Here is a 14,424-nt window from a genome sequence, read left to right on the forward strand (position 1 = left end):
AACGCCACCAGGCATGATCGAGTTCGTGCCCAAGCGCGGCCTGACACGGTTTTCCCTGATCCTGCCCATCCACCCCGACGGCGAGCATGCCCCGGGGCGGAAACCATCGCTTTCTCCGACTGAGGGCGGCCACGAGCCAGGCGTGATCCGGCCGCGGTGGGCGTACAAGCGCGGCTTTCCCGCCATAAAAGCGTTTGCCTTGGAACGAATTAGGGTTTTCTGATATTTTGCCCGGCGGGGTTAATTTGGTTGACTTGAAAACGCCGCCTATCCGCCGGGTTACCGTTTTCCGATGTCATTGACATCGTGGTGTTTTTTGCCCGGCGGGTGTCGCGGGGTGCAACAGTTGAGAGAAAAATCATGAAACAGATGCGTCGTTCACTCATTGCTCTTGCCGCCAGTGGTGCCCTCGCGGCTCCGATGCTGACTTACGCCGCCGGCGACGTCGCCGCGGGCAAGGAAAAGTACGCCTCCTGCGCGGCTTGCCACGGCGCCGCCGGCGATGGTCAGGGCGGGGCCTTCCCGAAGCTGACCGGCCTGGGCCAGGAAGAGACCGCGAAGAAGCTGGCCGCCTACCGCGACGGTGATCAGGACTACCTCAAGAGCGTTGGCCTGGGTGGCCGCTACGGCACCATGGCGCCGAACGCCGCCAGCCTCTCCGACGAGGACATCGCCGACCTGGCCGCCTACATCGCCGACGAGTTCGGTGGTAGCGAAGGCGGTAACGGTGGCGACGAGCAGGCCGCCGCCGAGCCGGCTGCCGAGAGCGGCGCGATCGCCAAGGCCGACGTGGAGCGCGGCCAGGCGCTGTACTCCTCTTGCGCCATCTGCCACGGCGAGCAGGGCGAAGGCGGTCACCTGATGAACGCGCCCAAGCTCAAGGGCCTGCCGGCCTCCCAGGTCGCCTCCCTGCTGAAGGTGTACCGCAAGGGCACCGAGATGGGCCCGTACTCCTACGCGATGATCCCGCAGGCGACCCACCTGTCCGACGCGGACATCAACAACCTGGCCGCGTACATCGCCACCATCGGCGAGGGCGAGGGTGACGACGCGGAGTAAGGCGCTTTCCGCCGCCCGGCCGACCAATCGGGTGGGCGGGTGACGAATGCACCGTGGACGCCGGCTATGTTGCCGGCGTCTTTGCGTTCGGTCGCCGGGATGTCTGACATCCGGTCGGCCGTTCGAGAATCGAGAGTAAAGGGGAATCGATCGTGAGCAGGGTGTTTGGAACCGATGGCGTGCGCGGGGCGGTGGGGCAATACCCCATGACCCCCGAGTTCGTGCTCAAGCTGGGCTGGGCGGCCGGCAAGGTGCTGGGCGATCACGGCCGACGGCGTGTGCTGATCGGCAAGGACACCCGGGTGTCGGGCTACATGTTCGAATCCGCGCTGGAATCCGGCTTTTCCGCCGCGGGGGTGGACGTGCGCCTGCTCGGCCCCATGCCCACGCCGGCGATCGCTTACCTGACCCGCACCCTGCGTGCCTCGGCCGGGGTGGTGATTAGCGCCTCGCACAACCCCTTCCACGACAACGGCGTGAAGTTCTTTTCCGCGCACGGCGAGAAGCTGCCGGATGCCGTCGAGGACGACATCCAGGCGATGCTCGACCGCGAGCTGGAGGTGATCGACAACCGGCAACTGGGCAAGGCGGACCGCATCGGCGACGCGGCCGGGCGCTACATCGAGTTCTGCAAGAGCACCGTGCCGATCGGCATGAGCCTTGCCGGTCTACGCATCGTGGTCGACTGTGCCCATGGCGCCACCTACCAGGTCGCGCCCCGGGTGTTCTCCGAGCTCGGCGCGGAGGTCGAGGTCATCGGTGCCAACCCGGACGGGTTCAACATCAACGAGGGCGTGGGCTCGACCCATCCGGAGGCCCTGCAGTCGGCCGTGCGCGCTTCGGGTGCCGATCTCGGCGTCGCCTTCGACGGCGACGGCGACCGGGTGGTGATGGTGGATGCCGACGGGGCGATCCGCGATGGCGACGAGCTGCTCTACGTGATCGCCGCCGGCCGCGTCGAGCAGGGCTACGCCGGTGGCGTGGTCGGCACGCTGATGAGCAACCTCGGCCTGGAGCAGGCGGTCGAGGCCCTGGGGCGCCCGTTCCTGCGGGCAAAGGTGGGCGACCGCTACGTCCACGAGGCGCTCAAGCGCGAGCATTGGTTGCTCGGGGGCGAGTCCTCGGGGCATCTGCTCTGCCTGGATCGGCACACCACGGGCGACGGCATCGTGGCCGCCCTGCAGGTGCTGGCGGAGATGGCGCGTCGCGAGCGTTCCCTGACCGAGCTGCTGGCGCCGATGACGATCCTGCCCCAGACGCTGGTCAACGTGCGTATCGAGCGGCCACTATCGCTGGAGGACCCGGTGATCGTCGACGCCGTGGCCGATGCCGAGCGCGAGCTGGCGGGGCGGGGTCGGGTCCTGCTGCGGCCGTCGGGCACCGAGCCGCTGATCCGAGTCATGGTCGAGGGGGAGTCGCGCGAGCAGGTCCATGCGGTGGCCGAGGGGCTGGCCGACGTGGTGCGGCGTCACGCGTCCTCCTGATGGCTGGTCGGTCGGCGCGGGGTCGATGCCGCCGCTTGCGCGTCCGGCCGGTTGGCCATATTGGCGGTTCCGTCTGGCGGTGTTCTCCCGTATAATCCGCGCGCCGGGCCGTGACTTGATCGCGTGGTCCCGGAAATTCCACACGCCCATCGAGATGGCAGCGCGGGGTGCCCTACGGTTCGGCCGGGGTTGCGTTGCCAGATGTGGCGGAGGCCTAACCCAATCTAATCAGGTAGTTATCAATGGCTAAAATCACGATGCGTCAGATGATCGAGGCCGGTGTCCACTTCGGTCACCAGACTCGATACTGGAATCCGGGCATGGCGCCCTACATCTTCGGTCAGCGCAACCGCATCCACATCATCAACCTCGAAAAGACGTTGCCGATGTTCGAGGACGCGCTGAACTACGTCGGCAAGCTGGCCGGCAACGGCGGCAAGATCCTGTTCGTCGGCACCAAGCGTTCGGCGCGTGACCTGGTCGAGCAGGAAGCCAAGCGCTGCGGCATGCCGTACGTCAACCACCGCTGGCTCGGCGGCATGATGACCAACTTCCGCACCGTGCGTTCCTCCATCCGTCGCCTCAAGGCGCTCAAGCAGATGGAAGAAGACGGCAGCCTGGCCAAGCTGGTCAAGAAGGAAGCGCTGGAAACCACCCGCGAGCGCGCCAAGCTCGAGCGTTCCATCGGCGGCATCCAGGACATGGAGCGCCTCCCGGACGCGCTGTTCGTCATCGACGTCGGTCACGAGGACATCGCGATCAAGGAAGCCAAGAAGCTGGGCATCCCGGTCGTGGCCGTGGTCGATACCAACAACAGCGCCCAGGGTGTCGATTACGTCATCCCGGGTAACGATGACGCCATCCGCGCCATCCAGCTGTACACCACTGCTGTTGCCGACGCCGTGATGGATGCCAAGGGCGCGTCCAACGTCAGCGAGTCGGACTTCGTCGAGGTGGCCGACGAGGAAGAAGCGGCCAAGTAAGCGCCGCTTGACGCGGGGCGACCTCCGGGTTGGCCCCGTCACAGATTTATGAACAACGGGTCGCCTGACCCGTTGTTTTTGTACAAGACAGATTCGGGAGAAGACAGCTCATGGCAATTACCGCCTCTCTGGTCAAAGAGCTCCGCGAGCGCACTGGCTCGGGCATGATGGAGTGCAAGAAGGCACTGGTCGAGACCGACGGCGACATCGAGGCCGCGATCGAGCAGATGCGCAAGAGCGGTCTGGCCAAGGCCGACAAGAAGGCCGGCCGTGTTGCCGCCGAAGGCCAGGTCACCATCGCCATCAGCGACGACCGCAAGAACGCCGCGATGGTCGAGATCAACTCCGAGACCGACTTCGTCTCCAAGGGTGACGACTTCGCCGGTTTCGCCCAGAACGTCGCCGAGAAGATCCTGGCGGACGACCCGGCCGACATGGACGCGGTCAACGCACTGGACGTCGATGGCGAGCCGGCCGACGACCGCCGCAAGGCGCTGGTCGCCAAGCTGGGCGAGAACATCCAGATCCGGCGCTTCGTGCGCATGGCGACCAGCGGCGTGATCGGCGCCTACCGTCACGGCGAACGCATCGGCGTGCTGGTCGAGCTCGAGGGTGGCAACGAAGAGCTGGCCCGCGATCTGGCCATGCACGTCGCCGCGACCAAGCCGAGCTGCGTCGACGAGTCGCAAGTCGACGAGGCCACCGTCGAGAAGGAGCGCGAGATCTTCCGTGCCCAGGCCGCCGAATCCGGCAAGCCGCCGGAGATCGTCGAGAAGATGATCGACGGCCGCATCCGCAAGTTCCTCGCCGAGATCACCCTGGTCGGTCAGCCGTTCGTCAAGGATCCCGACCAGACGGTCGGCCAGCTCCTGAAGAAGGAGGGCGCCAAGGTCGTCCGCTTCGAGCGCATGGAGGTCGGCGAAGGCATCGAGAAAGAGGAAGGCGACTTCGCCGCCGAGGTGATGGCGCAGGTCAAGGGGAGCTGATCCCCTTGCCGAAAAGCCGGGGATGCCCCGGCTTTTTTTTGAACCGCGGAATTTCCGCCTAAGCCCCGGCGCCGACCGGGAGGTCGACTCGACGGGGCTTACGCAGAAATATCCGAAAGCCCGACGCGTCATGACGCGAACGGTCCGTCCACGCAAGCTCACAGCCCACAGGTGAATGATATGCAAGCTGCCGGCTCTCCCCGTTATCGACGTGTCCTGCTCAAGCTCAGCGGTGAAGCGCTGATGGGCGACCAGTCATTCGGGATCGACCCGGCCGTGATCAATCGCCTCGGCGACGACATCCAGGCCCTCAAGGACCAGGGCGTCGAGGTGGCCGTGGTCGTCGGTGGCGGCAACATCTTCCGTGGCGAGGGGCTGGCCGGCGCGGGCATGGACCGGGTGACCGGCGATCAGATGGGCATGCTGGCCACCGTGATGAACGGTCTGGCCATGCAGGACGTGCTCGAGCGGCGCGATCTCAAGGTCCGGGTGATGTCGGCGGTGTCCATCCACGCGGTCTGCGAGGACTACATTCGTCGGCGGGCCATCCGTCATCTCGAGAAGGGGCGGGTGGTCGTGCTGGTCGGTGGGACGGGCAATCCGTTCTTCACCACCGACTCCGGCGCGAGCCTGCGGGCGGCCGAGCTCAAGGCCGATCTGATGATCAAGGCGACCAAGGTCGACGGGGTCTACAGTGCCGATCCCACCCTGGATGCGAGTGCAGAACGCTACGATCATTTGACGTACAATGCCGTGCTCGACCAGCGGCTGGGCGTCATGGACGCGACCGCGATCGTGATGTGTCGCGATCAGCACATGCCGCTGATGGTGGTTGACATCAATGAGCCGGGGAACCTGGTGCGCGCCGTGGCCGGCGAAGCCGTGGGAACCCTGGTGACAGCGGAGAACGAGAAGAATGATTGACGACATCGTCAAAGATGCCCGCTCGCGCATGAACAAGAGCATCGAGGCGCTCAAGGGCGAGCTTTCCAAGATCCGCACCGGTCGGGCGCACGTCAGCGTGCTCGACCACATCCACGTGGAGTACTACGGCAGCCAGGTGCCGCTGTCCCAGGTCGCCAAACTGTCGGCCGAGGACGCGCGCACGCTGACCGTCACCCCGTGGGAAAAGGACATGGTCGGCAAGATCGAGAAGGCGATCATGACCTCCGATCTGGGTCTCAACCCCGCGACGGCCGGCACCGTCATCCGTATCCCGATGCCGCCGCTGACCGAAGAGCGTCGCCGTGACCTGGGCAAGGTGGTCCGCCACGAGGGCGAGAACGCCAAGATCGCGATCCGCAACATCCGTCGCGACGCGAACAACGACCTCAAGGGCTTCCTCAAGGAGAAGGAAATCTCCGAGGACGAGGAGCGCCGCGGCCAGGACACCATCCAGAAGCTGACCGACGAACGGGTCGCCGAGGTGGACCAGATCGTGGCGGACAAAGAAAAAGAGCTGATGGAAGTCTGAGGCGACGTGGGGGCGCGTAGCCACGACCACGACGAGTCGGTCGAGATCGATCCGGCGCGCATCCCGCGCCACGTGGCGATCGTCATGGACGGCAACGGCCGGTGGGCCCGCGCGCGCCACCTCCCGCGCACCGTCGGCCACCAGCGCGGGCGCCGTGCGGTGCGCGCCACCATCCGCGCCGCGATGCGTCGCGGAGTGCCCCTGCTGACCCTGTTCGCCTTCTCCTCCGAGAACTGGAAGCGGCCGGCGACGAGGTCGACGCGCTGATGAAGCTGTTCATCAATGCGCTGGAGAAGGAACTCGACGAGCTCGACGAGAACGGCGTGCGCCTGGCCTTCATCGGCGAGCGCGCCCGGCTCGATGCCACCGTTCGCGAGCTCATGGCGTCCGCCGAGCGACGCACTGCGGGCAACGATCGCCTCCAGTTGCAGATCGCCGTCAGCTACGGCGGGCAGTGGGACATCCTCCAGGCCGCCCGCCGGCTGGCCGAGCGGCATGCCGACTTCCCGTTGTCGCTCGATGACCCCGAGACCCTTCAGTCCGCCTTCGAGAGCGGCCTGGCCACGGCCGGCCAGCCGCCGGTCGACCTGTTCATCCGTACCGGTGGTGAGCGTCGGCTGAGCAATTTCCTGCTCTGGCAGGCGGCCTATGCCGAGCTGTATTTCACCGACGTGCTCTGGCCGTTGTTCGACGAGACCGAATTCGACCGGGCGCTGACCTGGTTCGCCGCGCGCGACCGCCGCTTCGGCCGTATCGATGCCAGCGAGGCGGGCCAATGACCGGCACGCCGCTTCGTCTGCTGACCGGCACCATCGCCGGGCTGGTCTCGCTCGCCGTCATCCTCCTTGCCCCCGAGCGGATCTTTGCCGGGCTTACGCTGGCCCTCGTCGGCTGGGCCGCGGTGGAATGGTTCCGTCTCTGCGGGCTGGCCCCCTGCCAGGTCTGGCCCTGGGTCGTTGCCACCGTTGCCCTGGCCGTTGGCTGGCAGGCGCTGTGGCCTGCCGATCAGCTCGTCTGGCTCATGGGTGCCGTGGCGGTGACCTGGTTGCTGCTGTTCGCCGCGCAGCTGCGCCACCGCCGCGAGCGCCCGGCCAATCGACCGTTCTGGTTGCGGCGTCTGATCGGGCTAACCATCCTGCCGTTGTTCTGGCTTGCCCTGGTCGAGGTGCATTCCGCGCCCGACGGCGAGTGGTTGCTGGTGTTCGGAATTCTGGTGGTGGTCGTGGCCGATTCGCTCGCCTATTTCGCGGGTCGGGCCTTCGGCCGGCGCAAGCTGGCACCGATGATCAGCCCGGGCAAGTCCATCGAGGGCGTGGTCGGTGGCCTGGCCGGCGTGGCCGTGCTGGCGGCCATCGGCGCGGTCTTGCCGCTATTCGCGGCGACGCCCAGCTGGCTGCTCGCCCTGTGGTGCGCGCTGGTGGCCCTGGCCTCGGTGGGCGGGGATCTCGAGGAATCGCGCCTCAAGCGCGAGGCCGGGGCGAAGGACAGCGGCCGTGTCCTGCCGGGGCACGGTGGCGTGCTCGATCGTCTGGATGGTCAGTTCGCCGCCTTGCCGCTGTGGTGGCTGGGGCTCTGGCAGATGCAGCTGCTGGGGGGCTGACGTGGCACGCAACCGGATCGGCATCTTCGGTTCCACCGGCAGCATCGGCGTGAGCACCCTGGATGTGCTCGCCCGTCACCCCGATCGGTTCTCGGTCGAGGTGCTGGTCGCCCATTCGCGGGTCGAGCCCCTGTTCGAGCAGATCAAGCGATTCCGGCCGGCCGTGGTGGGTCTCGTGGATGCCGATCGACGCGCGGCGCTCGAGGAACGGCTCGCGAGCCTCCCCGCCGTCCATCGCCCGGCCGTGGTGGTGGGGCAGGCGGCCGTGGACGAGCTGGCCGGCGAGGCGTCGCTCGACACGGTCGTCGCGGCGGTGGTCGGCACCGCCGGGCTGGGCTCGACCTGGAAGGCACTGGCCGCCGGCAAGCGCGTGTTGCTGGCCAACAAGGAGTCCCTGGTGGCCGCCGGCGAGCTGATGCTCGACGTTGCGCGCCGCGCCGGTGCGACCCTGCTGCCGATCGACAGCGAGCACAACGCGATCTTCCAGTGCCTGCCCGCCGACGAGGCCGCCGTGGTCGGGCGGGGCGGGCTGGTCAGCGACAGCCGCGAGATCGAGCGACTGGTGCTGACCGCCTCCGGCGGGCCGTTCCGCGAACGGCCGCTGGCCGGCTTTGCCGACATCACCCCCGAACAGGCCTGCGCCCACCCCAACTGGTCGATGGGGCGCAAGATCTCGGTCGACTCGGCCACCATGATGAACAAGGGGCTCGAGGTGATCGAGGCCGCCCGCCTGTTCGGCGTGTCCGCCGATCGCATCGAGGTGCTGGTCCACCCCGAGTCGGTCATCCATTCCATGGTGCGCTTCGTCGACGGGTCGGTGATCGCCGAGCTGGGCGAGCCGGACATGCGCACGCCCATCGCCCACGCGCTGGCCTGGCCGGAGCGGATCGAGTCGGGCGTGGCACCGCTGGATTTCGGCGCGCTCGCCGGGCTGCATTTCGAGTCGCCCGACCCGCAGCGCTTTCCCGCCCTGCGCCTGGCCTTCGAAGCCCTTGCCGCCGGCGGCGCCATGCCGCTGGTATTGAACGCCGCCAACGAGGTGGCGGTGGCCGCGTTCCTCGATCGACGCATTGGTTTCATGGACATCCCCGCCGCACTCGAGGCGGCGATGGCGCACTTCGTCGGGGAGGCGGCCATCGACGCGCCCTCAAGTGTCGAGGCGGTCCTGGCTGCTGATGATGAGGTGCGTGACTGGACGGCCGCGTGGTGCCGGTCACGTCGTGGCGAGGCGGATTGATGGACATCCTGCTCAGCGTGGTCGGCTTTCTGCTGACGATCGGCATCCTGGTGGCCTTCCACGAGTACGGTCATTACTGGGTGGCCCGCCGCCTGGGTGTGCGCGTGCTGACCTACTCGCTGGGTTTCGGGCGCGCGATCTATTCGACCCGACGTGGCCCCGAGGCGATCGAGTACCGCGTCGGGCTGTTCCCGCTGGGCGGCTACGTGCGCATGCTCGACGAGCGCGAGGGGCCGGTCGATCCCGCCGAGCGCCACCGCGCCTTCAATCGCCAGTCGCTCAAGGTGCGCGCGGCCATCGTGGCCGCCGGCCCGGCGGCCAACGTGGTGCTTGCCCTGGTCTTCTGGTGGCTGATGTTCATGGTGGGTACCCAGGGGGTGCTGCCCAAGGTCGGCGACCTGGCGGGCGAATCGCGCCTGTCCGAAGCGGGGCTGGAGGCCGGGGACGTGATCCGCGCGGTGGACGGCGACCCGGTCATCACCCTGTCGGATCTGCGCCTGTCGCTCTTGAACGGGGCGATCGAGCAGCAGCGTGTGCCATTGACGGTCGAGCGTGATGGCCGCGAGCGCGAGGTCATGCTCGACCTGCAGGGGCTCGACCCGCTGGGCGGGGAGATCGGGCGGCAGCCGACGGATATCCTCGATCGGGTGGGGTTCTCGTTGTGGCGGGCACCGGCGCATGCCGAGATCGCCGAGGTGCAGCCCGATTCGCCGGCCATGGCGGCGGGACTGGAGGCCGGAGCGCGTATCGTCGCGATCGACGGGCGCGAGTACCAGGACCCCTGGGCCTTGATCGAGGCCATCGGCGCCCGCGCGGGCGAGCCGGCCCGCCTGGTGGTCGAGACCGATGCCGGTCGCCGCGAGGTGATGGTCACCCCCAGGCCCACCGAGGTGGACGGCGAGGTCGTCGGGCGCATCGGGGTGGCCCTGGCCGCCCGGCCGCTCGATCCCGAGGCCGCCGAGTCGATGTTCCTGGTGCAGCATGCCGGGCCCATCGAGGCCATGGGGCTGGCCGTCGAGCGCAGCTGGGAGATGACCACGCTGACCTTGTCGGTCTTCCATCGCCTGCTGATCGGCCAGGCGAGCATCGCCAACCTGTCCGGTCCGGTCGCGATCGCCGAGTACGCCGGCAAGAGCCTGCTGCTGGGGCTGTCGACCTTCCTCGGGTTCCTCGCCCTGGTCAGCCTGTCGCTGGCCATCCTCAACCTGTTGCCGATCCCCATGCTCGACGGGGGGCATCTGCTGCTCTACGCGATCGAGGCCATCAAGGGCGGACCGGTGGGCGCGGCCTTCGAGGAAGTCTTCGCCCGCATCGGGATCCTGGCGCTCGGGCTGTTGATGGTGGTGGTCTTCTACAACGACATCGCGCGGTTGATGCATTAGCACTGCTTGGGCCACAATAGCGCGGATTTACCTATTGCTCGGTGCGGCGACTCGTTCGCGCTCTGCCGGACCCGTTTTCGAAACCCATCCGCCTGACTAGGAAAGCCTTTCGGCATGACCATCACCCAACGCTGCACCTCCCTGGCGCTTGCCGCGCTGCTTCTCTTGCCTTCGCTGGCACAGGCATTCGAAATCACCGACATCCGGGTCGAGGGCTTGCGGACCATCTCGCCGGGGACGGTATTCACCTACATCCCCTACGAGGTCGGCGACGACTTCCAGGCCGGTGACAGTACACGCGTGGTCGAGGCGCTGTACGACACCGGCTTTTTCGAGGATGTCCAGGTGGGACGCGGGCCGGATGACGCGCTGCTGATCCGGTTGCAGGAACGCCCGACCATCACGGCGTTGGAGGTCAACGGCAACGAAAAGGTCGAGACCGAAAAGCTGCAGGAAGCCCTGAAGTCGATCGGTCTGGTTCAGGGCCGCGTGCTCGACCAGCGGGCGCTGGACAAGATGCAGACCGAGCTGCAGCGGGTCTACTACAGCCTGGGCCAGTACGGCGTGCAGATCGAGACCGAGGTCGAGGAACTCGAGGACAACCGCGTCTTCGTCAATATCGATATCTACGAGGGCAAGCCGGCCTCCATCCGCCGTGTGCGCATCATCGGCAACGAGGACTTCGACGAGGACGAGCTGCTCGACCAGTTCGAGTTGGGCCCGGTCTCCTGGTGGCGTTTCTGGTCGAGCGCCGATCAGTACTCCAAGCAGAAGCTGTCCGCGGACATCGAGCGCCTGCGATCGTTCTACCTCGATCGCGGCTACCTCAAGTTTTCGGTGGACTCCACCCAGGTGACCATCACGCCGGACAAGAAGGACATCGAGGTGGTGGTCAACATCACCGAGGGCGAGCGGTACACCGTCACCGACGTCACCTACAGCGGCAACATGCTCCTCAACGAGGAAACCCTCGAGGAGCTCACCCAGGTCGAGGTGGGAGAGTACTTCAACCGCCGCCAGGTGGTCGACACCAGTGATGCCATCGGCCGACGCATGGGCGACTACGGCTACGCCTTCGCACGGGTCGAGCCGCGCCCGGACATCGACGAGGCCGAGAAGACCGTCGTGGTCGACTTCAACCTCGAGCCGGGACGCCGCGTGAGCGTCCGCGAGATCGAGTTCAAGGGTAACTACAACACCAACGAGGTCGTCTATCGTCGCGAAATGCGGCAGATGGAGGGCAGCTGGTATGCCGGCGACAAGCTCGACCGCTCCAAGCAGCGCCTCGAGCGCCTGCCGTCGGTGCAGAACGTCGAGCAAGAGATCAAGCCCGTTCCCGAGGCGCCCGACCAGGTCGATATCGAGTACGACATCACCGAGCAGCTGTCCGGCTCGCTGACCGCCGGCGTGGGCTTCTCCCAGGCCGAGGGCGTGCTGTTCAACGTCGGTCTCAACCAGCCGAACTTCCTCGGTACCGGCAAGGAAGTGGGCTTCAACGTCGAGCGCAGCTCGTACCGCGAGTACTACCAGTTCAACTACCGCGACCCGTACTTCACCGTCAACGGCGTCAGCCAGGGCTTCGGGCTGTTCTACCAGAAGCAGGACGGCACCGAGCTGTCGCTGTCGCGCTACCTGGTCGACTCCTACGGCGGCAACATCAACTTCGGCGTGCCGCTCTCCGAGCTGACCTACGCGTCGATCGCCTTCGGTGTCGAGAGCCAGGAGATCAAGGCCACCACGCGTTCGCCCAGCTGGGTGACCGGCGAGGAAGACGGCGACCAGCCGGGGCCGGGCTTCGACGGCGAGCAGTACTTCACCTACACCATCCGGCCGTCCTGGCGCTACGATTCGCGCAACCGGCACATGTTCCCGACCGCCGGTCAGTACCACCGTCTCTCGGCTACATTGGCCGTGCCGGGTAGCGACCTGACCTACGTGAAGGGCGAGTACGACGGCGAGTTCTACCTGCCGCTGACCGACCTGTTCACCCTGCAGGCGCACGGCAACGTCGGCCAGATCAAGGCCTACGGCGACACCCAGAATGACTACTCGGGTGTCAGCCAGTACTACGACGGTGTGCCGCCGTTCCTGAACTACTTCACCGGCGGCATCCGTTCGGTGCGCGGTTACGAGGACTACTCGCTCGGCCCGCGCGACAACAACGACGATCCGATGGGCGGCACCTTCAAGCTCAACGGTGGTCTCGCGATCTACTCGCCGCTGCCGTTCCTGACCGAGCAGCGCGATTCGGTACGCATGTCGCTGTTCTGGGACGTGGGCAACGCCTATCGTGACCTGGAGAACTTCGAGGCCGATTCGCTGCGCCAGTCGGTGGGCGTGGGCCTGAGCTGGATCTCGCCGGTTGGCCCGCTGATGTTCAGCTTCGCCCAGCCGCTCAACGATGAGCCCGAAGACCGCACCCAGAGCTTCCAGTTCTCGATCGGCGCGTCCTTCTGACGAGGGTTGCCGGGGCTGTGGCATAATGTGCCGCCATGCAGGAGTGGGCATCACCGGTCGGTGATGCCCGTTCGGCCCGTTTCGGGCCTAGATGTTTCAGGAGATGACCGCGTGATTCGCTTGCTTCAACGATTCGCCTTGCTCACGATTGCGCTGCTCGCGCCCCTGGGCGCGCAGGCGGCCGATAACATCAAGATCGGTTTCGTCAATTCCTCGGTCCTGCTGGAGCAGGCCCCGCAGGCCGAACAGGCCAAGCAGAAGCTCGAGCAGGAGTTCTCCGCCCGCGAGGAGGAACTGCGGGGTCTGCGCCAGGAAGTCCAGGAGATGGAGAACCGTCTCAACCGCGACGGCGTGACCATGAACGAGGGCGACCGCGGCAATCTCGAGCGCGAGCTCAACCGCAAGCTGCGTGACTTGCAGCGCCAGCAGAGCAACTTCCGCGACGATCTCAACCTGCGCAAGAACGAGGAACTGGGCAAGTTGCAGCGCCTGGTGCTCGACGCCATCCGCGAGGTCGCCCGGGAGAAGGGCTACGACCTGGTGCTGTCCGAGGGCGTGGTCTACTCGGCCGATCGGGTCGAACTGACCCAGGACGTGCTCGACCGCCTCGAGCAGATGGGCCGCTGATCCGGCCCGGGCCCCACGCACGGTGAGTATTTCGGCCAGCACGAGCGCAACCATCGGCGAGATCGCCGACTGGCTTGATGCCCAGGCCTTGAACGAGGCCCCCGACGAGGCCGCTACCCGCATCACGGGAGCGGCCTCGTTGGCCTGTGCCGGCCCCGGTGACGTCAGCTACTACGACGGGGACCGCCGCAGTGCCAGCCAGGCAGCGGCCACCGGGGCCGGGCTGGTGTTGACCAACCGGGCCGGCCGCGAGCGGCTGCCCGACACGGCGATCTGCCTGTTGGTCGAACAGCCGCGCCTGGCGTTCGCCCGGCTGCTCGAACGGCTCTACGCGCGTCCACAGCAGCCGGCGGGCGTGCATGCCTCGGCCGTGGTCGACGAGACGGCCGTCATCGACGACACCGCGCGCATCGAGGCCCAGGTCACCATCGGTGCCGGCGCGCGCATCGGACCCCGTGCCGTGATCGGTGCGGGCAGCGTGATCGGAGCGAACGTGGCGATCGGCGAGGACACGCGGCTGCTCGCCCGGGTGACGGTGCTCGATGACAGCCTGATCGGGGCGCGCTGCGTGATCCAGCCCGGCGTGGTGATCGGCTCTGATGGCTTTGGTCTCGCCCAGGAAAACGGCGCCTGGCGGCGCGTGCCCCAGGTGGGGCGCGTGGTGATCGGCAACGATGTCGACATCGGCGCCAACACCACCATCGATCGCGGTGCGCTCGACGACACGGTGATTGCCGACGGCGTCAAGCTCGACAACCTGATCCAGATCGCGCACAACGTGCGCATCGGCGAGCATTCGGCGGTAGCCGGTTGCGCCGGGCTGGCCGGCTCGAGCGAGGTCGGTCGTCACTGCACCCTGGGCGGTGGCGTGGGCCTGGCCGGCCACCTGACCCTGGCCGACAACGTGCACGTCACCGGCATGTCGATGGTGACGCGCTCGATTCACCGGCCGGGCATCTACTCGGCCGGCACGCCCCTGGACACCAACGAGCGCTGGCATCGCAATGCCGCGCGATTCAAACAACTCGACCGGCTCGCACGCCGGGTCAAGCAACTGGAAAAACAGCTCGGTGAGACGCCGAGCCCTGAGGAAGACTCGTGAGCGAAGACAACACCATGATGGTGCAGGAGATCA

The 14,424-nt window shown here is 66.9% G+C and carries 13 protein-coding genes and 1 pseudogene; all 14 read left to right on the top strand.

Going from position 1 to position 14,424, the window contains the following annotated elements:
- Positions 1-223 (top strand): hypothetical protein (locus FAZ79_RS11550; RefSeq protein ID WP_211238773.1); only part of this gene is annotated, 223 nt, incomplete at its 5' end.
- A gap of 197 nt (positions 224-420) precedes the next feature.
- The gene (locus FAZ79_RS01885; protein WP_169303526.1) at positions 421-1,059 is read left to right on the top strand and encodes a c-type cytochrome; all 639 of its coding nucleotides are present in this window, start codon (positions 421-423) and stop codon (positions 1,057-1,059) included.
- Between the two features lie 152 nt (positions 1,060-1,211).
- Positions 1,212-2,543 (top strand): phosphoglucosamine mutase, encoded by a 1,332-nt coding sequence (glmM, locus tag FAZ79_RS01890; RefSeq protein WP_169303527.1) that lies wholly within the window; start codon positions 1,212-1,214, stop codon positions 2,541-2,543.
- Between the two features lie 242 nt (positions 2,544-2,785).
- Positions 2,786-3,526, top strand: a complete 741-nt coding sequence (gene rpsB, locus FAZ79_RS01895) for a 30S ribosomal protein S2 (RefSeq protein WP_136866231.1) — start codon at positions 2,786-2,788, stop codon at positions 3,524-3,526.
- 110 nt (positions 3,527-3,636) lie between these two features.
- The gene (tsf, locus tag FAZ79_RS01900; RefSeq protein ID WP_136866232.1) at positions 3,637-4,512 is read left to right on the top strand and encodes a translation elongation factor Ts; all 876 of its coding nucleotides are present in this window, start codon (positions 3,637-3,639) and stop codon (positions 4,510-4,512) included.
- 180 nt (positions 4,513-4,692) lie between these two features.
- Positions 4,693-5,436: a UMP kinase gene (pyrH, locus tag FAZ79_RS01905; protein WP_136866233.1), complete on the top strand. Its 744-nt coding sequence runs from the start codon at positions 4,693-4,695 to the stop codon at positions 5,434-5,436.
- Positions 5,429-5,986, top strand: coding sequence for a ribosome recycling factor (frr, locus tag FAZ79_RS01910; RefSeq protein ID WP_136866234.1), 558 nt, complete (start codon positions 5,429-5,431; stop codon positions 5,984-5,986). Before pyrH ends, frr begins: the two co-directional genes overlap by 8 nt.
- Positions 5,987-6,070: 84 nt before the next feature.
- Positions 6,071-6,765, top strand: a pseudogene (uppS, locus tag FAZ79_RS01915) (polyprenyl diphosphate synthase).
- Positions 6,762-7,586, top strand: coding sequence for a phosphatidate cytidylyltransferase (locus FAZ79_RS01920; protein WP_136866235.1), 825 nt, complete (start codon positions 6,762-6,764; stop codon positions 7,584-7,586). The pseudogene uppS and the gene FAZ79_RS01920 overlap by 4 nt, the downstream one beginning before the upstream one ends.
- 1 nt (position 7,587) lies before the next feature.
- Positions 7,588-8,823 (top strand): 1-deoxy-D-xylulose-5-phosphate reductoisomerase, encoded by a 1,236-nt coding sequence (dxr, locus tag FAZ79_RS01925; protein WP_247709465.1) that lies wholly within the window; start codon positions 7,588-7,590, stop codon positions 8,821-8,823.
- On the top strand, positions 8,823-10,205 hold the full coding sequence (gene rseP / locus FAZ79_RS01930; protein WP_136866237.1) for an RIP metalloprotease RseP: 1,383 nt from the start codon (positions 8,823-8,825) through the stop codon (positions 10,203-10,205). The genes dxr and rseP overlap by 1 nt, the downstream gene beginning before the upstream one ends.
- 114 nt (positions 10,206-10,319) lie before the next feature.
- Positions 10,320-12,662 (top strand): outer membrane protein assembly factor BamA, encoded by a 2,343-nt coding sequence (gene bamA, locus FAZ79_RS01935; protein WP_136866238.1) that lies wholly within the window; start codon positions 10,320-10,322, stop codon positions 12,660-12,662.
- A 111-nt stretch (positions 12,663-12,773) separates the two neighbouring features.
- The gene (locus tag FAZ79_RS01940) at positions 12,774-13,289 is read left to right on the top strand and encodes an OmpH family outer membrane protein (protein ID WP_231505756.1); all 516 of its coding nucleotides are present in this window, start codon (positions 12,774-12,776) and stop codon (positions 13,287-13,289) included.
- Between the two features lie 22 nt (positions 13,290-13,311).
- Positions 13,312-14,391 (top strand): UDP-3-O-(3-hydroxymyristoyl)glucosamine N-acyltransferase, encoded by a 1,080-nt coding sequence (gene lpxD, locus FAZ79_RS01945; protein ID WP_247709466.1) that lies wholly within the window; start codon positions 13,312-13,314, stop codon positions 14,389-14,391.
- The last annotated feature ends 33 nt before the right edge of the window (positions 14,392-14,424 follow it).

Origin of the sequence: Guyparkeria sp. SB14A, from assembly GCF_005096345.1 — a bacterium.
GTDB classification, from domain to species: Bacteria; Pseudomonadota; Gammaproteobacteria; order Halothiobacillales; family Halothiobacillaceae; genus Guyparkeria; species Guyparkeria hydrothermalis.